General features: G+C 26.8%; 25 protein-coding genes and 3 tRNA genes. 18 read left to right on the top strand and 10 right to left on the bottom strand.

What is annotated here, in order from left to right; genetic code table 11:
• Positions 1-17 precede the first annotated feature (17 nt).
• On the top strand, positions 18-1280 hold the full coding sequence (locus ACH5BF_RS07015) for a serine hydroxymethyltransferase (protein ID WP_423273498.1): 1263 nt from the start codon (positions 18-20) through the stop codon (positions 1278-1280).
• Positions 1281-1432: 152 nt separating this feature from the next.
• Positions 1433-2272 carry a bifunctional helix-turn-helix domain-containing protein/methylated-DNA--[protein]-cysteine S-methyltransferase gene (locus ACH5BF_RS07010; RefSeq protein WP_423273497.1) on the top strand — a complete coding sequence of 280 codons (840 nt, stop codon included), beginning with the start codon at positions 1433-1435 and terminating at the stop codon, positions 2270-2272.
• Here ACH5BF_RS07010 and ACH5BF_RS07005 read toward each other — a convergent pair.
• The 4 genes from ACH5BF_RS07005 to ACH5BF_RS06990 all read right to left on the bottom strand — a co-directional run bounded on the left by ACH5BF_RS07005 (position 2269) and on the right by ACH5BF_RS06990 (position 4047).
• On the bottom strand, positions 2269-2787 hold the full coding sequence (locus ACH5BF_RS07005; RefSeq protein WP_423273496.1) for a class I SAM-dependent methyltransferase: 519 nt from the start codon (positions 2785-2787) through the stop codon (positions 2269-2271). The genes ACH5BF_RS07010 and ACH5BF_RS07005 overlap by 4 nt on opposite strands.
• 20 nt (positions 2788-2807) lie before the next feature.
• A complete protein-coding gene (locus ACH5BF_RS07000) occupies positions 2808-3116 on the bottom strand; it encodes a hypothetical protein (RefSeq protein ID WP_423273495.1) in 309 nt (102 codons plus the stop codon).
• Positions 3117-3186: 70 nt separating this feature from the next.
• The gene (locus ACH5BF_RS06995; RefSeq protein ID WP_423273494.1) at positions 3187-3564 is read right to left on the bottom strand and encodes a DUF302 domain-containing protein; all 378 of its coding nucleotides are present in this window, start codon (positions 3562-3564) and stop codon (positions 3187-3189) included.
• A gap of 9 nt (positions 3565-3573) precedes the next feature.
• Positions 3574-4047 carry a DUF2721 domain-containing protein gene (locus tag ACH5BF_RS06990; RefSeq protein WP_423273493.1) on the bottom strand — a complete coding sequence of 158 codons (474 nt, stop codon included), beginning with the start codon at positions 4045-4047 and terminating at the stop codon, positions 3574-3576.
• Positions 4048-4139: 92 nt separating this feature from the next.
• On the opposite strand from ACH5BF_RS06990, the gene ACH5BF_RS06985 reads away from it, so the two are divergent.
• The 4 genes from ACH5BF_RS06985 to ACH5BF_RS06970 all read left to right on the top strand — a co-directional run bounded on the left by ACH5BF_RS06985 (position 4140) and on the right by ACH5BF_RS06970 (position 8018).
• Positions 4140-4505, top strand: a complete 366-nt coding sequence (locus ACH5BF_RS06985) for a S24 family peptidase (RefSeq protein WP_423273492.1) — start codon at positions 4140-4142, stop codon at positions 4503-4505.
• 93 nt (positions 4506-4598) lie between these two features.
• Complete coding sequence (locus ACH5BF_RS06980; protein ID WP_423273491.1) at positions 4599-5855, top strand: response regulator; 1257 nt, start codon at positions 4599-4601, stop codon at positions 5853-5855.
• Between the two features lie 4 nt (positions 5856-5859).
• Entirely contained in the window at positions 5860-7095 is a 1236-nt protein-coding gene (locus ACH5BF_RS06975; RefSeq protein ID WP_423273490.1) for a response regulator, read from the top strand.
• 179 nt (positions 7096-7274) lie between these two features.
• Positions 7275-8018: a hypothetical protein gene (locus ACH5BF_RS06970; protein ID WP_423273489.1), complete on the top strand. Its 744-nt coding sequence runs from the start codon at positions 7275-7277 to the stop codon at positions 8016-8018.
• Between the two features lie 67 nt (positions 8019-8085).
• Here ACH5BF_RS06970 and ACH5BF_RS06965 read toward each other — a convergent pair.
• The 3 genes from ACH5BF_RS06965 to ACH5BF_RS06955 form a co-directional block, all read right to left on the bottom strand.
• Positions 8086-8174 (bottom strand) — tRNA-Ser (locus tag ACH5BF_RS06965).
• 13 nt (positions 8175-8187) lie between these two features.
• Positions 8188-8274, bottom strand: a tRNA-Leu gene (locus tag ACH5BF_RS06960).
• A 15-nt stretch (positions 8275-8289) separates the two neighbouring features.
• Positions 8290-8374, bottom strand: a tRNA-Tyr gene (locus ACH5BF_RS06955).
• 93 nt (positions 8375-8467) lie between these two features.
• On the opposite strand from ACH5BF_RS06955, the gene ACH5BF_RS06950 reads away from it, so the two are divergent.
• Positions 8468-8818, top strand: coding sequence for a RidA family protein (locus ACH5BF_RS06950; RefSeq protein ID WP_423273488.1), 351 nt, complete (start codon positions 8468-8470; stop codon positions 8816-8818).
• Between the two features lie 22 nt (positions 8819-8840).
• Here the strand turns inward: ACH5BF_RS06950 and ACH5BF_RS06945 are convergent, their stop codons facing one another.
• Entirely contained in the window at positions 8841-10304 is a 1464-nt protein-coding gene (locus ACH5BF_RS06945) for a sensor domain-containing diguanylate cyclase (protein WP_423273487.1), read from the bottom strand.
• 3 nt (positions 10305-10307) lie between these two features.
• Positions 10308-10571, bottom strand: a complete 264-nt coding sequence (locus ACH5BF_RS06940; protein ID WP_423273486.1) for a hypothetical protein — start codon at positions 10569-10571, stop codon at positions 10308-10310.
• A 107-nt stretch (positions 10572-10678) separates the two neighbouring features.
• Between ACH5BF_RS06940 and ACH5BF_RS06935 the strand changes: the two genes are divergently transcribed.
• Positions 10679-12526, top strand: a complete 1848-nt coding sequence (locus ACH5BF_RS06935) for a GGDEF domain-containing protein (protein ID WP_423273485.1) — start codon at positions 10679-10681, stop codon at positions 12524-12526.
• Positions 12527-12547: 21 nt separating this feature from the next.
• Here ACH5BF_RS06935 and rraA read toward each other — a convergent pair whose 3' ends face one another.
• Positions 12548-13030, bottom strand: a complete 483-nt coding sequence (gene rraA, locus ACH5BF_RS06930; RefSeq protein ID WP_423273484.1) for a ribonuclease E activity regulator RraA — start codon at positions 13028-13030, stop codon at positions 12548-12550.
• A gap of 199 nt (positions 13031-13229) precedes the next feature.
• Between rraA and ACH5BF_RS06925 the strand changes: the two genes are divergently transcribed.
• From ACH5BF_RS06925 to ACH5BF_RS06880, 10 genes are all read left to right on the top strand, one after another.
• Complete coding sequence (locus ACH5BF_RS06925) at positions 13230-13700, top strand: DUF2721 domain-containing protein (protein ID WP_423273483.1); 471 nt, start codon at positions 13230-13232, stop codon at positions 13698-13700.
• A gap of 3 nt (positions 13701-13703) precedes the next feature.
• Positions 13704-14636: a methyltransferase domain-containing protein gene (locus tag ACH5BF_RS06920; RefSeq protein WP_423273482.1), complete on the top strand. Its 933-nt coding sequence runs from the start codon at positions 13704-13706 to the stop codon at positions 14634-14636.
• Positions 14637-14698: 62 nt separating this feature from the next.
• Positions 14699-14983: a hypothetical protein gene (locus ACH5BF_RS06915; protein WP_423273481.1), complete on the top strand. Its 285-nt coding sequence runs from the start codon at positions 14699-14701 to the stop codon at positions 14981-14983.
• 95 nt (positions 14984-15078) lie between these two features.
• Complete coding sequence (locus ACH5BF_RS06910) at positions 15079-15501, top strand: disulfide oxidoreductase (protein ID WP_423273480.1); 423 nt, start codon at positions 15079-15081, stop codon at positions 15499-15501.
• A complete protein-coding gene (locus ACH5BF_RS06905) occupies positions 15491-16135 on the top strand; it encodes a DsbA family protein (protein ID WP_423273479.1) in 645 nt (214 codons plus the stop codon). The genes ACH5BF_RS06910 and ACH5BF_RS06905 overlap by 11 nt, the downstream gene beginning before the upstream one ends.
• A 1-nt stretch (position 16136) precedes the next feature.
• Positions 16137-16997, top strand: coding sequence for a PhnD/SsuA/transferrin family substrate-binding protein (locus tag ACH5BF_RS06900; RefSeq protein WP_423273478.1), 861 nt, complete (start codon positions 16137-16139; stop codon positions 16995-16997).
• A 126-nt stretch (positions 16998-17123) separates the two neighbouring features.
• The gene (locus ACH5BF_RS06895) at positions 17124-18302 is read left to right on the top strand and encodes a hypothetical protein (protein ID WP_423273477.1); all 1179 of its coding nucleotides are present in this window, start codon (positions 17124-17126) and stop codon (positions 18300-18302) included.
• A 1-nt stretch (position 18303) separates the two neighbouring features.
• Complete coding sequence (locus tag ACH5BF_RS06890; protein WP_423273476.1) at positions 18304-18594, top strand: hypothetical protein; 291 nt, start codon at positions 18304-18306, stop codon at positions 18592-18594.
• Positions 18595-18700: 106 nt separating this feature from the next.
• Entirely contained in the window at positions 18701-19276 is a 576-nt protein-coding gene (locus tag ACH5BF_RS06885; protein ID WP_423273475.1) for a TlpA family protein disulfide reductase, read from the top strand.
• Positions 19277-19293: 17 nt separating this feature from the next.
• Complete coding sequence (locus ACH5BF_RS06880; protein WP_423273474.1) at positions 19294-20409, top strand: pyridoxal phosphate-dependent aminotransferase; 1116 nt, start codon at positions 19294-19296, stop codon at positions 20407-20409.

Here is a 20409-nt window from a genome sequence, read left to right as displayed (position 1 = left end):
AATTAAAAAGGTAGAAAATGAGCTACATATCAAGCGCATCATTAAAAGAGGCAGATAAAGAGATATTTGATATCGTTGAGCAAGAGTTAGAAAGACAAACAACACATTTAGAAATGATTGCATCAGAGAACTTTACTTCTCCAGCAGTTATGGAAACAATGGGTTCTGTTTTTACAAACAAATATGCAGAAGGTTACCCTTATAAAAGATATTATGGTGGATGTGAATTTGCTGATGCTGCTGAGCAATTAGCAATTGACAGAGCTTGTGAAATCTTTGGATGTAACTATGCTAACGTTCAACCTCACTCAGGTTCTCAAGCAAATGGTGCAGTTTATGCTGCATTATTAAAAGCTGGTGATAAAATCTTAGGTATGGATTTATCTCATGGTGGTCACTTAACTCACGGTTCTAAACCATCATTCTCAGGTAAAAACTACCAAGCATTCTACTACGGTGTTGAATTAGATGGTAGAATTAACTATGATAAAGTAATGGAAATTGCTAAAATTACTCAACCAAAAATCATTGTATGTGGAGCTTCAGCTTACGCAAGAGAGATTGATTTTTCTAAATTCAGAGAAATTGCAGATGCAGTAGGAGCAATTTTATTTGCAGATATCGCACACATTGCAGGATTAGTTGCTGCAGGTGAGCACCAATCTCCATTCCCATATGCAGACGTAGTTACTACTACAACTCACAAGACTTTAAGAGGTCCAAGAGGTGGTATGATTATGACTAATGATGAAGAGATTGCAAAGAAAATTAATTCAGCAATTTTCCCAGGATTACAAGGTGGACCATTAGTACATGTAATGGCTGCAAAAGCAGTAGCATTTAAAGAGATTTTAGCTCCTGAGTGGAAAGACTATGCTAAGCAAGTAAAAGCAAATGCAGCAAAATTAGGTGAAGTATTAGTTTCAAGAGGATATGACATAGTATCAGGTGGAACAGATAACCACTTAGTATTAGTATCTTTCTTAAACAAAGATTTCTCAGGTAAAGATGCAGATGCAGCATTACAAAATGCAGGTATCACAGTAAATAAAAACACAGTACCAGGTGAAACAAGATCACCATTTGTAACATCAGGTGTTAGAATTGGATCACCAGCATTAACAGCAAGAGGAATGAAAGAGAAAGAGTTTGAATTCATTGCAAACAAAATTGCTGATGTATTAGATGATATTGAAAACACTGAATTACAAGCAAGTGTTAAAGCTGAACTTAAAGACTTAGCTTCTAACTTTGTTATTTACAATCAGTCTACTTACTAAGAACTAATTCAAAACCCAATTATTTAAATCAAAACATGGCTAAAGTGGTCTTCCCAAACCACTTTAGCTTCCCAAATCATCCATAATTTGCTTATACTAATAAACTTTTTTATATAATACGAAAAATATAAAACGAAACATCAGGATATTTTATGCAAGATAAACTTTTAGAAGAGAATGAAAACTATAAAAAGATTGAAAAAGTTATAAAATATATTGATGAAAACTTCAAAGAACAACCTTCAATTGATACAATTGCTTCATATATTGGAATGAGTAAATATCATTTAATAAGAGTATTTAAAGAGTATGTAGGAGTAACTCCCATACAATTCTTACAATCAGTTACTCTAAATTATGCAAAAGAGCATTTAAAAGAATCAAAATCTATTTTAGATAGTGCCCTTGATATGGGGCTTTCAAGTCCAAGTAGGTTACATGATTTATTTGTAAATATTATTGGAGTAACTCCAAAAGAGTACAAAGAATCAGGAAAAAATGTAAAAATCACTTATGGTTATGGTTCTACTCCTTTTGGTGAGGCTTTAATTGCTTTTACAAAAAGAGGAGTTTCTTATCTTGGTTTTGTTGACAATAACAAAGAAGCAATTTTTAATAGATTTAAAGAGATATGGGAAAAAGCTGATTTGATTGAAGACAATGACAAAGCCCAAGAGTTTTTAAATAATATCTTTGTTGAAAAAAAGAAGTTTGATTTATATGTAAAAGGAACAAACTTTCAAATAAATATTTGGAAGGCTTTATTAAATATTCCTAATGGAACAATTGCAACCTATCAAGATATTGCAAATAGTATAAATAAACCAAAAGCAGTAAGAGCAGTTGCTAGTGCAATTGGTTCTAATCATATTGGTTACTTAATCCCTTGTCACAGAGTTTTAGCTAAAAGCGGTGCTATGAGTGGTTATAGATGGGGAATTGAAAGAAAGAAAATTTTAGTTGCTTATGAGGCTTTAAAAAAGCAAGATTAAGTTCTATAAAAATAAATAGGAGTTCTAAGTAAATCTTGTGCTTCTATTTTCTCTCTAAATTTTATATGTCTAAAAGCAAAAGTACTACTTATTATTTCTGTATTTATTGTTTCATCAAAAAGTTTATCTTCAAGTTTTTCCATTCCTTTAGGAAAAAGATAACACACTAAAACAGCATTTTTTAAATTCTCTTTTAGAAAATCTTTTTTATGTATTTCAAGATTTTTTACTCTAAAAATTGTTTTTAATATTTTTGAGATTAGGTATGGGAAAAAAGATATTTCATATGCTATGATTTTTTTTCTTGGCTGATTAATAGCTAAAAAAATAGCTAAACTTCCAAACCCTGAACCTAAATCAATAATAGTATCATAGCTTGATTTTTTGGTAAGCTTTAGAATTTCAATAGCCACTTTTTTTGAGCTAGGCATTGGAGAAATACCAATTTTAATTGAGTTAAAAGCGATTACTAATACAATAGTTAATAGAATAATTAATAAATATAGTTCAAACATGAGCTATATTATATATAAATTTAACTACAAAATCCACATGCAGTTTTATATTCTGCTTCATTTTTAGGACATAAAACACATCTTTCTTGGAATCTTGATAAGTTTCTTTTTTCACTACAAATAGGATTTGTTAATGCAGCATAAGAAACATTTGCAACAGGGTCATATGCAAGGCTATTTATTATATATGAAGGAGTATTTCTATTTTTTGCAATACATCTTCTTACATTTGAGTAGTTAGATTTGCTTAATGCAATTATATCATTTAATTCTCTTGCTCTTTGTGCTTCTAAAATAAGTGAATGCTCTTCATGTGTAACTTTTATCATACTCTAGTCCCTTGTTAAATTTAGGGAATTATATTTAAAAAGAGTATGAAAAAAGTATCATTATTAAAAATTACTTAATATTTGAGATTAGTTCTAAAACGATGTTTTGAACTTCTTGTGCTTCCTCTACAAGGTCAGGATTAATATCATCTATTAATTGAACTATTGAGTTCATTGAAATATATGTTTGCTTATCTTTTGAATAAACAGATATTTTACAAGGCATGATTGTTGAAAGTGTCATATCACTTTCTAAAAATAGTTTTGCATAGTTTGGATTACAGATATCTAAAATTTGACACTCTTCATTAAACTCAACACCTTTTGATTCTAATGTTTTTGCAACATTATGAATATGTAAAACACCAAATTTATAATCTGATATTTTTTCTTGAATTTCATCTACAATTTCTTGAACACTTTTATTTGATGTTTCTGTGTAAACCATTGTTTCCCTCTATTTTTTTAATGTTGTTTTTTTCTTATTTATAAACGACGTAGTATAGTATATCTCTCTTAGAAATAAAATTAAAGAAGTAATAAAAGATAACATAGCTACTATAAAAAGGCTTGCTATAAATAGCGAGTCTTCAAATTTAAACAAAGCACTTAGAAACATTGTTACAATTACTAGGGCTATTAAAAGACCTGTTGTTGTACAAAAAAAGATTGATAAATTGATATTTTTCATTCTCATTATTAGGAATTTTCTTCTATCTTTATATTTCTCTTTTGCTTTTTTCTCATCTTCATTTGTTTTTTGGTTGTTTATAAAGTTATCTATCTTTTCTAACTTATCAATAATTCTTGATAATCTTCCTGTAAAAACATTTAAAAGACCAGCAACACCTGCTAGTAAAAATACAGGTGCAACAGCAAGTTGGATTAATTGAGCTACAGTATTTACTGTATTTACACTATCTATTGACATTTTTTTACTTTTTATTTTATTTTACTATATAAAGATTAATTGGTATTTAATCAAATAAGATATATAAATAAAGTTTTAAAGAAGGCTTATTAATGGAAATCATAACTTTAGACTATATAGATGTATTTGATAAAAACAAACAAAAAACAATAGAGTTTGGAAGATCAATAATAAATGAAAAGTTTAATGAAAAGTCATTGTTCGCAACATTAGTTGATGGACAATCTATGCAACCTCTAATCTCTCATAGGGCAGTTTTAATTGTAGATATTTCAAATAAAAATATTTTTGATGAAGAAAATTATCTTTTGTATTATGAAAATAAAATGTGGGTTAAAAAATATAACAAAAAAACAAATTGTTTTGTATCAATTAATCCAGAATATAAACACTTAGTTTATGGCTTTGATGAAGTTCATTTAGTAGGAAAAGTTATACTTTACTTTAATCATGAATAAAAAAACTTATTTTTATTAAAAAATGATTATTTTTTAAAACCTAACTTAGAAAATTTATTGTAAGATATAGCAATATAAGGAAAAGTAAATATTATGCTAGATGAAAAGTTTTTAAATACACTAACAATATTATATGTCGAAAATGATGAAAACTTGAAAGAAGAGTTTTTAATCAAGTTCAATTCGATTTTTCATACTGTATTAACTGCCTCTTCTTTGGATGAAGCAATCAAAGTTTATGATGATATGAATAGTAAAAATATTGAAATTGATATTGTAGTTAGTGAAGCAAATATTTCTGATTGTTCTGGACTTAGCTTATTATCTCATGTTAGAAAAGAGTATTTAAATCTTCCTTTTATTTTCTTTACTGAAACACCTGATATTGAAGTACTTTTAACTTCATTAAGACAGGATGTTACTGCTTACTTTATGAAACCTCTAAATTTAGATGAAATCTTATTAAAAATTGAAGATGTTTGTAAGGTAAAAAAAAGAGAAGATGAAATACAAAAAGAACAGAATGAAGTTGAAGAGTATTTAAGAATTATAAATAAAGTAGCATTAGTATTTATTTTTGATGTAGATGGAAACATAGTTTATGTAAATGATTTTCTAAAAGAAGTGGTTCAATGTAAAGATGAAGAGATATTAGGTCACAATTATAGAGCTATTTATCATCATGAAATGCCTAAGAAGATATTAGAAGAACAATGGGATAATATAAACAATGGTGAAAAATGGGATGGTAAGATGAAATATCTTACAAAAAATAGTTCGATTTTTTATACAAATGCGACTATCTTACCTGTTTTTAGTAAAGAAGAAAAAGAAGAGATTAGAAAATTTATAAGCGTTAATTTCCTTACAACAAAAGAAGAAAATGAAAGAAGAGAATATAGAAAGAAAGTTTTATATAATCTTCAAGAAACAAAAAGAGTTTATCAAGTAGCACAACAAAAAATTGATGAATTAAATCACCACCTAAAGAAATACGAAGGTTATGGTAAAGTAGAAGAGTATTTAAGAAATCAAGTTAAAGATAACAAAGATAAATATGAAGAGTTACAAAGCTTAGAAAATAGACTTAAAGCAAGTAAGAGAAGATTTGAACAGTTAACTTTCGGTGTTAATGATAAGATTAATAAAATTTCTATAATGACTAGTGATATGAAAGATATTGAGTTTAAAGCTACTAAAAAAATAGATAAAGTTATTGAAGAAATAAAAGTTAGGGAAGCTTATATTCTTAGAATAAAAGAAGAGATAGAAGAAAAAGCTGCAAAAATCAAAGATCTTGAAGATGTTGTAAAACACAGAACAGAACAGTTAGTAGAAAAGAAAGGCTAAATAAGTGTTTAATTATGCGTTTTTAAAAAAGCTTGATATTTTATATATAGAAAGTAATGAAAAAGATAATAGTTATCTTACTGAGATGTTATGTAAGCAGTTTAGAAATGTAGTATCTCAAACTACGGGAAGTGGTGGTTTACAAAAATTAAAAGAAAATGAAAATGAAGAGTTTGAACTTGATATTGTAATTTTAAATGAAAAATTAGATGATATGTCAGGTTTAGAAGTTTTAAAACAAATTAGACAAATCAATAAAAATATTCCAGTTATTATAACTACTGAAAAGATTGAAACCCATGCCCTTTTAGAAGCCATAGAATATCAAGCTACTGATTATCTACAAAAACCTATTAATGCTAAAGATTTGGTTTTTAGTGTGGAGAATGTTTGTCAAAATAAGTATCATGTAAAACTAAGAAAGCAAGCACAAAAAGATTTACAAGATATTATAGAAGTAATCAATGAAGTTGCACTTGTTATAAAAACCAATGAGAATGGAAAAATATCTTTTGTAAATAACTATTTTAGCGAAATCTCAAAATATGAAGCCAATGAACTTATTGGAAATACTTATGATATTTTAAAAGATGAAGGTACAAATAAACTAGTTTTTGAAGAGTTATGGGCAAAAGTCAAGCAGGGTGATATTTGGGAAGGTAAATTAAGGTTTTTAACTAAAGATAGTGATTTCTTTTATGTTTATCTAACAGTTGTTCCTGTTTTTAATAAGAAGAAAACAATTATCAAAGAGTATATGTGGGTTAGTTTCCTTGCAACTCAAGATGAACTTGAACAAAAAGAGTTTAAAAAGAAAGCAGCACAAAATATTCAAGCAAATAGACGCATTAATACCCAAGCAAGAGATAAGATTGATGAACTATTAAATAAGTTGTCATTTTATAGAAATATTGAAACTCAAATTAGAAATGAGAAAGAGAGAAATGCAAAATTCTCAAATCAGATTATTTTTTACAAAAAAGAGTTAACTGAGTTAGAAAAAAAGTTAAAAGAAACAAGTGAAAAAGCAAGTGTTAAAATAAAAAAAGTAGTTGCAGATGAAAAAGTAACTAGAGAGAAAAAAGATAAAGCAGTAAATGAACTAAGAGGTTTAACTAAAGAGTTAGATGTAAAAAATAAAACAATTAAAGAACTTACAAAAGAGCTTGATGAACAAGTAAGAACAATTGAGAAACTAATGGCTTCAATTGAAAGAAAAGAAGAGCAAATAGGGATTTGATTTAATAATTATACTCCATTTATTAGATTAATTTTTACTGTTAAGATTTGTCTGGATTTTATTTAAAAGAAGTGGCAGTGAGGGATTCAAACTATTCCCAAATACATGAGAGAGAACTCCATTAACTTAAAGTATATTAGGTATAATTATATTATTATTTAAATATAACAGGAATGAATATGCAAGTTAATAATATAAAAAATTCATATTATACTTATAATAAAACTATTGATAAATCAAGTCAAAGTGCAACTCAAAATGTTTCTTTTGCTAAAAAGATGGATGAAATTACTAGTCATAAAGAAGTAGAAACGAAAGGAAAGATTTTAACTTTTTTAGAAAAAACAAATGCTTTTGAAGGATTTTCTAAAGAAGAAGAAATAAAATTTAAAACTATTTTAAAAGATGATAAGGTAACTCAAAAAGAGTTTGAGTCAATATCTTATGAGATGTTAGATAAATTTAAAACATTAGTTTTACCTACTAATAATGTCAATTTTGAAGAGTTTCCTTATGTAGAAATGACTAATAAGTCAAAATTAATGCTTTCAACGACAGGTTTATCAGGTGATAGTTTCTTTAATCAATCTGTATACAATACTTATGAAAAGATGTCTGAGGATGATATAATTAATATGTCTTTAGAGTTAAGCGTAAATCTTAAACAAGCTTATAATCAAGATGATTTAGAAGTTTTTTATATAAAAGGAATATCAGGTAAAATTAACAATATTTCACCTGATGTAATGAAACAAATGACTTTAGATTTTCAGAAAATCCTACTTGATATAATAAATATGTCTAATGATTATATAGAAACTGTAAAAGATCCTCAGGTATTAAAACAATTGCACAATACAAAAAACTTTTATTCTTCTGTATTAAATAATTATAATGAGTTAAAAAATAAATCTATAAAATAAGTATAATGAGAACTTTAAGCATGTTAATAAAATTTGAGAAAGTTCGTATTAAGGGTTTTGTAAATAGTGGCAGTGAGTGAGGGATTCGAACCCTCGGTGCCGTTAAGCACGCCGGTTTTCAAAACCGGTACTTTCGACCAACTCAGTCAACTCACTACAATTCTAAAAGTGGTGCGAATGGTGAGAATCGAACTCACACTCCGAAACCGGAATGGGATTTTAAGTCCCACGCGTCTACCTATTCCGCCACACTCGCACAGTGTATTTCTAGTGGTGGTGAGGGAAGGATTTGAACCTTCGAAGCCGTAGGCGGCGGATTTACAATCCGCAGGATTTGACCACTCTCCAACCTCACCGTTGTTAAGAGGTCGAAATTATATATACTTTTTTATTAAAATAAAATTAAATTCTGATATAATTTTTTAAAATTTTAAATTTTAGGAGAAATTTTGATAAAAAGAGATGAAGTAAGTGAAAGAATGAGCAGAATTGTAGAGCATAATGGTGTTATTTATCTTGCCGGTATTGTTTCTGATGATAAGACACTAGATATCAAAGGACAAGCTGCTAGAGCTTTAGAAATAGTTGAAACAAGATTAAATCAAGCAGGTTCAAATAAAGATAGTATTTTAAGAGTTGAAATTTTTCTAAAAGATATTTATAGAGATTTTCAAGATTTCAATAGTGTTTGGGATGATTGGGTGTCAAAAGAAAACCCACCAGCTAGAGCTTGTGTTGAAGCAAATATGGCAAGTACTACAACATTAGTTGAATTAATTGTTACAGCAGTTAAAAGTTAAGTAAATACTTAACTTTTAGCTTTTATAAGTGTCTTTGCCTAATAATACAGTTTTTACCACTGTTTTTTGCATTATAAAGTAATTTATCTGCTTCATTTAATGTATAGTCTAAAGTATCTTCATTTTGTTTTTTTGAGAAACCTGAACTAATTGTATATTTTACTTTAGTATCATTGAAGTATAAACAATCTTCTTCAATAGTCTTTCTAATCTTTTCACTAAGATTATAAGCTTCATTTTCATCGATTCCATAAAATACAATCGCAAACTCTTCTCCACCAAGTCTACCAAAAACATAATTCTTTTCTAAAAGAGAGTTTACATTTTTTGTAAAATGTATTAAAACTTCATCTCCAAAAGCATGGCCATAAGTATCATTTATCACTTTAAAGTTATCAATATCAATCATTAAAACTGTTAAATCTTTTTTTGTTTTAGAAGAAAGACTAAATAGTTTATTAGCTTCTTGGAAGAACATTCTTCTATTATAAATTTTTGTTAGTTCATCAGTTTGAGATAGATATTTCAATCTTTCATTTGATTCTTTTAGTTTTTGTGTTTTAAGAGAAATCTCTTTTGCTAATCTACTATTGTATCTTTGTAATATTTTTATGTTTGCATATAAAAGTAAAAGTAATGAGAAAAGAAATGCTGCAATAATTACATTGAAAAAGATAATTGTTTCTTTACCTTTTTCCATAAATTCTCTATTGTTTTTTAAACTAAATGTAACTAAGTGTTCTTTATCAAAGTTATAAAACTCCAGATAGTTTACTATTTGTTCTTCAGTTTTGTTTGTTGAAACTTTAATATTCTTTATATAAACAGACTGTAAAGCTTTTAAATTTTTTAATTTAATCTTTTTATTTACTATATCAATTTGTTTAAATGACTTATTTAGTTTAGTAAGACTCTCTTTAGTTATCTCTTTTCCTGAATATAAAAAGCCATTTGATTCTTTTTTGTTATCACTTGTAGATATTTCATTTTTAGTTATGACAAAATACCTATTTTGGTACTCTAAAATTTCATTTCTAAATAGATTTGAAATATTTTTCTTACTAATAAATTTTTTTATAAGTGCTCTTTCAAAATCAGTGCTATTTGATATAAACTCTTTACTCTCATAAGTAGAGTATACAACTTGATTTTTAATATTAGAGAATATCATAAAATCTAGATTTAAATCTTCAAGTGTATTTGCACCTTCTCTAAAGTTTTCATTTATGTAACTTTCATTTTTATTAAAAATAAAATCGTATGTGGCATCCCAATAAGCATAATCAACAGTAATACTCTCAACTCTTGAAAGTTCATTATCAATTATTGTTAAAAAAGAGTTTATGTTTTTTTTGTTTTGGTCATTTTCAATTTCTTCAAATTTTGAAATAAAGAAGTTATAACTAAATATATAAAATAGTATAACAATAATAGTAATAAAAAATATCACTATTATTGAATTTGATTTAAGAAAAAAATCTTTCACTTTCTAATGCTCATGCTCTTTAATATTTGACATTATTTTTTCATAAATTCTTTCATACTCTTCATGAGGCATACTATCTTCCTCAATTACAGCTAGAATATTTTGAAGTTCAACTAAAAAAGACTCCATCTCTTTGATTGCATCTAAATCATCTTGTGTTTCAACACCTTTTTCAAGTAAACTATGTAAATCTTCTACATAGTGTTCAACTTCTGGTATCATCGTACTTTCAACTAAGTCTTTTAGTTTATTTTTTATATCTGACATTAATAATCCTTTATTTTGTTGATTATATAATATTTTTTATAAATATTATATAACTAATTTAAGAATACTTACTGTACAATTTTTTTATTATTTTTTAAGGTAGTGGTGTGAGGAAAAATATTATTTTACAGTTCGTTATTATGGTAGTATTACTTGCTATAATAATTACAGCATTAAGTTTATATAATCTAAGAAATATAGGTATAAAATCAGCAATTCATAATGCTCAAGCAATTTCAGAAGTCGTAAAAAGTGGATTAACTTCACATATGCTAAATAATAATATGCATCAAGTTGACACTTTTATAGATTCAGTATCAAATATGAACAATGTGAAAAATATTTGGTTAGTTAGAGGTGAACCTGTAAATGAGCAGTTTGGCAGAGTGGATAAAACAAAACTACCTAAAGATGCCCTTGATAAGAGTGTATTATTAACAGGAAAAATGCAATATAAAATAGAAGAGACTTTTACTACTACTTCTGTTAGAGTAACTATTCCTTACAATGCAATAGCTGTTAAAAATATTGATTGTTTAAAATGTCATAATGTTGATCCTGGTGAGACCTTGGGTGCAGTATCATTAGAGCTTGATATTAGTGCTTTAAAGCAAATAGGTATTGAGTCTATTTATATTATTACTTTGGTTGTACTATTCGCAATATTCGTTATTGTATATCTTTCAAGAAGAATTTTAAAACCTTATATAGTTTTATTTGAAAAATTTAGTACAAATATAAGCAATGCAGTTCAAGGAAAGTTCAAAAAAATCTCTACACCAACTGGTTTGACTCAAGATATGATTTCATTAACTGATGAATACAATAAATTAATGGTTAACTTTAAAGATACTTCTATTGATATTGAAAAGAAATTACATGGATTTATTGGATATAAAAGTGGACAGCATGGTAAAGATCCATTAAATGAGTCAAAAGAGATTATTGATAATTTATCAAATCTTTATCAATTTAAAAAAGAGATTGAATTAGATGACTCAAGAGATGAAATTTATCAAAGATTATCTCAAGTATTTTCTAATAAATTTAATTTAAAAGCATTTAATTTTATTGAAATTGAAATGACTAAAAATAAGATGACTACTGTCATTCAAAAAGGTGATATGTTCTGTTGTAAAGCAACACTTGAAGAAACACCAGAAGTTTGTAGGGCAGCTAGAACAAAAAATGATGTTATATCAATGGATTTCCATAATACATGTCCATATTTTGAAGATAAGAATCTATTTTATTACTGTACAAATATATCTATTAGTAAAAATATAAATCTAATTATAAACTTTGTTTTTGATAATAAAGAGGATTTAGAAGAGTTAAAATCTCAAGTTACTTTTATAAAAAGTTATATTAATGAAGCTGCTCCATCACTTGAAGTAAAACTATTAATGAAAGCACTTCAAGAATCTGCATTTACAGATGGATTAACTGGTTTATATAATAGAAAATTCTTAGAAGAACATACTAAAAAATTAATTCCTTATGCAAAAAGAGAAGAGATTAATATTGGTGTATTAATGCTTGATATGGATCATTTCAAAGCTGTAAATGATGAATATGGTCATGATATTGGTGATAAAGTATTAAAAGAATTAGCAGCAATTTTAGACGAAAATGTAAGAGAATCTGATTTAGTTATTAGATATGGTGGTGAAGAGTTTATTGTACTTTTAGTTGGTGTAAATGCAGAAGAAGATGCTTTAAATGTTGCAAATAAAATATCTAAGAAAGTTAGAGAAAACGAGATTGAAGTTTATGCTGGAGCTAAGCTTAGAAAAACTATTAGTGTTGGTCTTTCTATGTTCCCTCAAGATTCGTCAAACTTTAATTCTGTTATTAAAAATGCTGATATTGCATTGTATGAAGCAAAAAGTACAGGTAGAGATAAAGTAGTTAGATTTAAAGAAGAGCAGGTGTCAAGCGTAGACTTATTTTAAAAACTAAGGTTTTAACCTTAGTTAAATTAGTTTTTCTTTAGAGATTACTACACCGTCATTGTCAGCATAAACATAATCACCTCTATTGAAAGTTAAACCTTCAAAATTAAGTTCTTCACCTCTTGAAGATTGAGTTTTATCAAAGTTTCTTAATGGACAAGTACCAATTGCAAATAATCCAACATTAATATTTTGAGTTTCATCAGTATCTCTTACATATCCATTTAAGATAATTGCTTTCCAGTTGTTTTTTGCTGCAAATGCCATTAGCTTATCACCAACAACACCAAAAAACTCTTGTGCATTATCAACAACAACAATTTTACCTTCACCATCTTCATCTCTTAGCATTTCTAAAAGTCTGAAGTTACTCTTATCAAGTTTAATAGTTTCAATTTGTCCGTAAAATCTTTTTAACCCACCATAGTTTTTAAACTTAGGTGATAAAATTTGTAATTCTTTATCTTGATTTTCATCACATAAATCGGCTGTGTGTATATTCATATATTCTCCTTAATGATTTCTTCCCATAAATGCAATAGTAGTAAAAAAAAATGTAGAAAAAGTGTAAACATTAAAAAAAGATTAAAAAAAAATATTAATTCAAAAGAATAAGTAAAATAGTAACACTTGTGATAAAAAATATCATATAGTTTACAGATAAATAAGTTATAATTCCAAAAAAATTTACAAAAGGCAACTAATGGATCTTGCGATAACTACCCCTGCATTATTATTTCCAGCTATTTCTTTACTACTTTTAGCATATACAAGTAGATTTTTAACTACAGCACAGCTAATAAGAGGTTTAAGTGCAAATGCTAGAGATGGTAAAGTTCCAAAAGCATCAAAACAAATAAAAAATCTGAAAAAAAGAGTTGATTTAATTAAATTGATGCAGATATTAGGAGTTTTATCTTTACTATTATGTACATTTTCGATGTTTTTGCTTTTTATTGAGTTTAAAACTTTTGGAAATATAATTTTTGGAGTAAGTTTGGTTTTAATGTGTGCTTCATTAATTACAGCAATTTTTGAAATCTCTATTTCAACAGGTGCAATCGAAATTGAACTTGAAGGAATTAAAAAGAATTCAAAAGGTCATAAGAAAAATAAAGAGCCAGAGCTAGAACTAAATCAAGAAATATTAGACGAAATAAAAGAAGAGAAATAGAGTATGAAAAAGTTTACCACACATTCAATGTTAGATATTATGAGCTATTTACAAGAGAACCTGAAAACTTCTCAAGAGGTAAGTATAGAAGTTTTAAATCCAGATTTTGGTTTAAATTTATATGCTGGTGAGAAAATAGTTTTAGATGAAGAGTATATTTATCACTCATACAAAGCATGGAATGACTTAAGTGAACTTTTATACTGTAAGCTATTAACTCCAATTGTTCATTCTAAATATACGGTAATTTTGAAGTTTGTTAAGATTGATAAACAAAGTTCTTTTCACAATACACAACTTGAAAATAGAAGTGAGAAATATGGAGAAGAATCGATATTTTTTAAAATCAATAAAAATGAAGAACCAGCTTTTTTGCACTACTATAAACAAGCATTGATAAATGCAAAGGTAAAAGAAAAAAATACTATTTTAAATTTAGGAATAAACAAAGGTGATGAGTTTGATTTAATCAATAAGCTTTTATCAAAAGATGAGTTAGAAAACAAAAAGTTTATTGGGATTGACTTTTGTCAATCAGCAATTGACTATTCAAAAGCTAGATTTCCCCAAGAAAATTATGATTTTCATACGCATGATATTAATGATTTAAAAAGTTTAAATCTAAAAAAAGCAGATTTGATTATATCTATAGGGACACTGCAAAGTAGTACTTTAAACTTTAAAGAGTTATTTATGGATTTATTTCAAAATCATTTAGAAGAAAATGGTGCAATTATTTTAGGCTTTCCTAATTGTAGATGGCATGATTCTGAGATGATTTATGGGGCTAAAGCTGCAAACTATTCTTTTTCTGAACAATCAGTTTTATATAAAGATGTTTACTTTTGCAAAAAATATTTACAACAAAAAAAATATAGGGTAACTCTTACAGGAAAAAATTATCTATTTCTTACGGCAACTTCAATAAAGAAATAAAATGTTTGTTTATTGCTACGATTCTATGGTACAATTTATTAAATTTAACCAAGGAGTATATTATGCCTAGTAAACACATTGAAATTAAAACTTTTAAGTTAGCGCACAGTAGTGATGATACAGTAAGAATTGAACATGTTGAAAAGCCGTATGGTGAGTATAGTAGTCCCGTAGTAAGTATTGCTATTTATTCTCATGGCAAAGATAAGGTTTCTGAGGTTGAAATTCCTTATGAGAATATTGAGGAATTTTTTAAAGCACTAAATGAATCTGTTGCAATGTGTGATTCAATTCCAAGAAGTGAGCTTCATGGGGAGTTAAATGCAAGCATTGGTGGCGGAGCTTAATAAAATTTTATAAATTGAACTTATAACAATTATAATAAATATTTTGTTAACTAATCTTAGATATAATTTTTCAAAAATTATGTCTAGGAGTTAATTTGACCAAGTCAAACTTTTTAATTTTACTCTCGTTTATAACGGCTTCCATTGCAACTATGGGTAGTCTTTTTTTCTCAGAAGTTATGCAATTTGTCCCTTGTAGTATGTGTTGGTATCAAAGAATATTTATGTATCCTTTAGTGCTAATCTTTTTAATTAATACTTTATATCCTGATGATAAAGTATTTAAATATGCTATGCCAATTGTTGTGGTTGGTTTACTTTTTGCTATTTATCATAACTTATTAATGTTTGGAATTATTCCAGAAAGTGTTGTTCCTTGTGTACAAGGAGTTCCATGTTCGACTAAGTACATAGATTGGTTTGGATTTATTTCTATACCTTTTTTATCTCTATGTGCATATCTTATAATATTTATCTTACTATTAATGTATAAAAAGGAATTAAAAAATGAAAAATAAATCTGTTGTATTAGGAACGATATTTGTTATACTTGCTGCTTTTGCTGCAATTGTATATTTTTATCAAGAAAAAACAACAAGTAGTATAGAAAAACTCTCACACACACAAGCACCATTTATTAGAGAACACTCTACAACTTTTGGTGATAATAAAAAAGGTGTATATGTTGTAGAGTTTATTGACCCTGAGTGTGAGTCTTGTGCTATTTATCACAAGGTAGTAAAAGAGTTATATAGAAACTATTATGAAGATATTCAAATTGTAGTTAGATATTTAGATAATCATAAGAACTCAAAATTTGCTATTAGAGTATTAGAAGCATCAAAAAAACAAAATATGTATCAAGCGGTACTTGATAAAATTTATGAATCTCAACCAATTTGGGCACAACATAATAATGAGCAACCAGAACTATTATGGAGAGAATTAAAAAAAGTTCCATCTTTAGATGTTGATAAGTTAAAGCAAGATTTTGAAAAAACAAATGTTGATAAAATTGTAAAACTTGATAGAGAAGATGCAACAAAATTAAATGTAAGAGGTACTCCTACTTTATTTGTAAATGGAGAGCAATTAAAAAGATTATCATATCAAGATTTATTTAATTTAGTGGAGTCAAAACTTTATAAATAGTATGACTAAAATTTTATTTTTATTTTTAATAATAGTTTTTTCATTAAAGGCCGATACTATAAGTATTGGCCTTTATGGTCTTGATAAGAAAGTAGCAAATGAAAAAACAGTAAAAAAGCTAATGGAAAAGTTTCTAAGTCATATAAAAGGCTTAGAAAAGTTAGATGTTATTGTAAATACTTATTATGATGAAGCTACATTAAAAGAGGATTATAAAAATAAAAAAATTGATCTTTTTTATATGACGCCTAGTATGTATATAAAGAATTTTGATTTTTTTAATAACAATACTAAAAACTTTATAATTTTAAAAGATTCAGATGATAGATATATTCAATATCTAAGTTTAGTAAATAGACTTTCAAACATAGATTCATATGATAAATTAGAAAATAAAAACGTAAGTTTTTATACAAATCATAATCTTTCTAAATTGTGGTTTATGAAAAGATATTATGAAGAGACTAATGAAAAAAATATAAATTACAATATAAAAGATTACTCAAATTTTAATCAACATAAAAAAATATTAGATGTTTATTTTAATAAGTTGGATTTAGCAGTAGTTCCTGCTCATGTATGGCAAATTGCCAAAGATTTAAATCCAAAAATTGAAGAGAGAATCAAGATTTTAGACACTTCAAAAAAGATATTCCCTACAGTATTAGGACTTTTTAATAAAGATTGTGATGATTTTAAAGTTAATATACACTCAAAATTTATATCAGATCCAAAAAACAAAGAAACTATAAAAAAAATATTAAGTTTAGTTAGATATGAAACTGTTGAGCAAATAGATAGTAAAGTCTATGTGGAAGCTCATGAGTTTTATGAAAAGTATGAAAAATATTTAAGTGAATAAATAGAAGTTTATTTTTGTATCAGTTAATAACTTATGTATTATAGGTATAGAATATATAGTTAAAAGATTAAGAAAAAGAGTGTATACTACTAAGAATATTAAGTTAAATACTAAAGGAAGCAGGGGATGTCATTTTTAGAAAACCTACAAGAGTTTTTTACTATTGCAAAACAAACAAATTTTGATTTAGCACAAGTTTATGCACAAACACCAAATGGAGTTTACAGTGCGGGTTTAGTTTTATTAGTGATTTTATTAGTTGTTCTTTTCTTTATTAGAAGATCTATTAAAATTTCTTCAGCTGTTAAGTTAGCGTCACAAATTCAAAACTCAAAAGATATAAATGAGTATAATGAAAAACTTAACAAATTAGCAACAGAACTACCAAAGAGAGGTGTAAAAGTTGCACAAACTTTAAATGCTCAAAAAAATGAGATTTTGGAGAAAGAGTTAGCTTTATTAGAAGAGCTGAATATTAAAGAAAAAATTGAAAAATATCTTGAAATAGCTTCAAAATATGAGTTAATTGCAAAAAATTCAAAAAAGTATGCAATGAATGAGCTTACTTCATATTATGAAGAGACTGCAAAAAGATTATTAGAAGTAAATCTTGTTGAAGATATTAAAGCTTACAGTAAAGATGCATTTTTTAATGAAAATGATGTTGAGTTTGTAAATAGTATTGTAAAGTATGCTAATACTACTTCTAATGCAGATGAGATATTAAATCCATTGATTCAAGATATTAACTCTTATAGTTTTGGATTCAATTTAGATTTAGTAAAATTCACAAAAGCTTTAACTAAAGAAGAGTCTAATCAAGTTTATAAAAATTGTACAGAGAAGTTAAATGAAATTTTAACTTCAGGTGAACATAAAGTATCAGAAGTAGTTTTATCTTATCTTCTTAAAGATTACAAAGATGAAGTTTATGAGTATGTTAAGACACTTGAAAATAAGGTTTACTTAGAAGACTTATACTACAACTTATTTGGTAAAAAAGATGATATAGATTTAGATTTATCTTTTGTTGCAAATGAGACTAAAACTGATGTTGATTATGCTAGTTTTATTGATAAAAAACTAACAGATAACTGGAGAGACTTAAAACTTATTAAACATATTATGCAAGCTCCAAGAGTTTTAGAAACAATTGGTCATGTAAGTTATAGATCAGTGTTAGAAAGAGTTGAAAAACTTGAAACTCAAGAAGAGAATAATAAAGCTATTTCAGAAGCTTTACAAACAGCAAGAAGAGCTGAAGCTTTAGCAAAAGAAGCAAAAGATATAGCAAGGTCTAAATAGTATGGATTTTCTAACTTTAGTTTTAATTATTCTTATTGTTTTTGCAGCTTACTTAATTTTTAAGCAGTTCTTTACAAAAACAGCTACAAAACCAACAGCTGTTAAAAAAGAGGAAATAGTAGAAGAGTATAAACTAAAGTTAGAAGAGATAAAAGAAAAACATAAAAATAATGACCTTAAACTAAAAGAAGAGAAAATAAAGTTTATAAAACAAGTAAATTATGAGCTTTCAATGAATCTTTTCTTTGATGAACATGAATCAAAAAAAATAATCCAAGACCTACTTAAATAATCTTAATATTATTATAAAACTGATATAATTCCACTTTTAATTTAGCATTTATCCTTTATTAATTATTCTTAATTATAATTCTAAAAATAAAATTTCTAGGACTAATATGAAAAAAAACTTTTTAATAGCAGGTGCAATAACTTCTTTATTACTTTTTACGGGTTGTGATACTAAAAGTTCAATTGATGAGAGTATGGTAGCAAAGCCAAAAGATGAAAAAAAAGTTGGTCAAAGTTTTGACTCAAAAGAGTTTAAATTAACAACAGTTGATGGCAAAACAATAGAGTTAAAAACAACACTTACAGGAATAGATTTCAAAGATTATAAAGGCAAAGTTGTATTAGTAGATGTATTTGCTACATGGTGTCCTCCATGTATCAAGGGAATACCAGATATGAATAAGTTAAAACAAAAATATGATGGTAATTTTGAGATTGTTTCTGTTTTATTCCAAGATAATAAAACAAAAGAAGAAATGCAAGAGTTTATCAAAAAACATAATATTCAATATCCTGTAACAATTGGCGATGAAAATACTAGATTTGCTAAAGATTTAGGGGAAGTTACTAAAGTTCCTGAATATTATTTATATGATAAAGATGGAAACTATATCAAAAAATTTGTTGGTGAGACTGACAAATCATTATTTGAAAGATATATTGACAAAGCCATAAACAACTAAATTTGGAGATTTATTAATTGAGATATGAAAATATGAGTTCATTCATTGTAATGGACATAGTAAGAGATGCAGCAGCCTTCGATGACACAATACATTTTGAAATAGGGCAACCAGATTTAAAACCTAGTGCAAAAGTAAAACAAAAACTTTTAGAAGCTGTACAAAATGATGAGTTTTCTTATACTGAATCAAAAGGACTTGTTTCCTTAAGACAAGAGATTGTTTCAATGTATAAAAGAAACTATGGGGTTGATGTAGATAAAGAGCAAATTATTTTAACTCCTGGAACATCAGGAGCTTTTTTAGTTGCTTATACTTTAACACTTAAACATAATCATGTCTTAGGACTATCTGATCCTTCATATCCATGTTATAAAAACTTTGCAAGTATGCTTGATATAAAGCCTTGTTTTATGCCAATTGATAAATCAACTGATTATGAGTTAACTGTAAAGCATTTAAAGGGTAAAAAGCTTGATGCACTTCAAATCTCTTCTCCTTGTAATCCAACAGGAAATATTTATAAGGAAGAGAATTTAAAAGAGCTTATAGAGTATTGTGATGAAAATGATATAGCTTTTATTTCTGATGAATTGTATCATGGCTTAACATATGAAAAAAATGCAAACACTGCTTTAGAGTTTAGTAATAAAGCTTTTGTTATTAATGGTTTTTCAAAATATTATTGTATGCCAGGATTAAGACTTGGATGGATTATAGTTCCAAAAGAGTTATCAAGACAAGCTGAAATTATTGCTCAAAATATATTTATTTCTGCACCTACTTTATCTCAATATGCTGCACTTGAAGCTTTTGATGAAGAGTACTTAAAAGAAGTAAAATCAATCTTTAAAGATAGAAGAGACTTTTTATATAATGAGTTAAGTGAAATCTTTGAAATAGATGCTAAGCCAGATGGTGCATTTTATCTTTGGGCAAATGTATCAAAATATACAGATGATAGTTTCTCTTTTGCAAAAGAGCTTTTAGATTCTATTCATATTGCAACAACTCCTGGTGTCGACTTTGGAGCAAATAAAACAAACCAATATTTAAGATTTGCCTATACAAGAGAGATTGAACACATGAAAGAGGGTGTTCAAAGATTAAAAGAGTATCTAAAAAATAGATAG

The organism is Arcobacter pernae (assembly GCF_049472135.1).
In the GTDB taxonomy this organism is placed as follows: Bacteria; Campylobacterota; Campylobacteria; order Campylobacterales; family Arcobacteraceae; genus Arcobacter_B.
The sequence above is the reverse complement of the archived record's forward strand: the minus strand, read 5'-3'. Positions and strand labels throughout refer to the sequence as shown.

What these genes read in the sequence shown, in the direction of transcription:
- ACH5BF_RS06920 (WP_423273482.1), top strand. Translation starts at nt 13,704, where the DNA reads ATGAAAAAGTTTACCACACATTCAATGTTAGATATTATGAGCTATTTA.
- ACH5BF_RS07005 (WP_423273496.1), bottom strand. Translation starts at nt 2,787, where the DNA reads ATGTTTGAACTATATTTATTAATTATTCTATTAACTATTGTATTAGTA.
- ACH5BF_RS07010 (WP_423273497.1), top strand. Translation starts at nt 1,433, where the DNA reads ATGCAAGATAAACTTTTAGAAGAGAATGAAAACTATAAAAAGATTGAA.
- ACH5BF_RS06900 (WP_423273478.1), top strand. Translation starts at nt 16,137, where the DNA reads ATGACTAAAATTTTATTTTTATTTTTAATAATAGTTTTTTCATTAAAG.
- ACH5BF_RS06905 (WP_423273479.1), top strand. Translation starts at nt 15,491, where the DNA reads ATGAAAAATAAATCTGTTGTATTAGGAACGATATTTGTTATACTTGCT.
- ACH5BF_RS06925 (WP_423273483.1), top strand. Translation starts at nt 13,230, where the DNA reads ATGGATCTTGCGATAACTACCCCTGCATTATTATTTCCAGCTATTTCT.
- ACH5BF_RS07015 (WP_423273498.1), top strand. Translation starts at nt 18, where the DNA reads ATGAGCTACATATCAAGCGCATCATTAAAAGAGGCAGATAAAGAGATA.
- ACH5BF_RS07000 (WP_423273495.1), bottom strand. Translation starts at nt 3,116, where the DNA reads ATGATAAAAGTTACACATGAAGAGCATTCACTTATTTTAGAAGCACAA.
- rraA (WP_423273484.1), bottom strand. Translation starts at nt 13,030, where the DNA reads ATGAATATACACACAGCCGATTTATGTGATGAAAATCAAGATAAAGAA.
- ACH5BF_RS06990 (WP_423273493.1), bottom strand. Translation starts at nt 4,047, where the DNA reads ATGTCAATAGATAGTGTAAATACAGTAAATACTGTAGCTCAATTAATC.
- ACH5BF_RS06895 (WP_423273477.1), top strand. Translation starts at nt 17,124, where the DNA reads ATGTCATTTTTAGAAAACCTACAAGAGTTTTTTACTATTGCAAAACAA.
- ACH5BF_RS06970 (WP_423273489.1), top strand. Translation starts at nt 7,275, where the DNA reads ATGCAAGTTAATAATATAAAAAATTCATATTATACTTATAATAAAACT.
- ACH5BF_RS06980 (WP_423273491.1), top strand. Translation starts at nt 4,599, where the DNA reads ATGCTAGATGAAAAGTTTTTAAATACACTAACAATATTATATGTCGAA.
- ACH5BF_RS06915 (WP_423273481.1), top strand. Translation starts at nt 14,699, where the DNA reads ATGCCTAGTAAACACATTGAAATTAAAACTTTTAAGTTAGCGCACAGT.
- ACH5BF_RS06885 (WP_423273475.1), top strand. Translation starts at nt 18,701, where the DNA reads ATGAAAAAAAACTTTTTAATAGCAGGTGCAATAACTTCTTTATTACTT.
- ACH5BF_RS06995 (WP_423273494.1), bottom strand. Translation starts at nt 3,564, where the DNA reads ATGGTTTACACAGAAACATCAAATAAAAGTGTTCAAGAAATTGTAGAT.
- ACH5BF_RS06985 (WP_423273492.1), top strand. Translation starts at nt 4,140, where the DNA reads ATGGAAATCATAACTTTAGACTATATAGATGTATTTGATAAAAACAAA.
- ACH5BF_RS06940 (WP_423273486.1), bottom strand. Translation starts at nt 10,571, where the DNA reads ATGTCAGATATAAAAAATAAACTAAAAGACTTAGTTGAAAGTACGATG.
- ACH5BF_RS06890 (WP_423273476.1), top strand. Translation starts at nt 18,304, where the DNA reads ATGGATTTTCTAACTTTAGTTTTAATTATTCTTATTGTTTTTGCAGCT.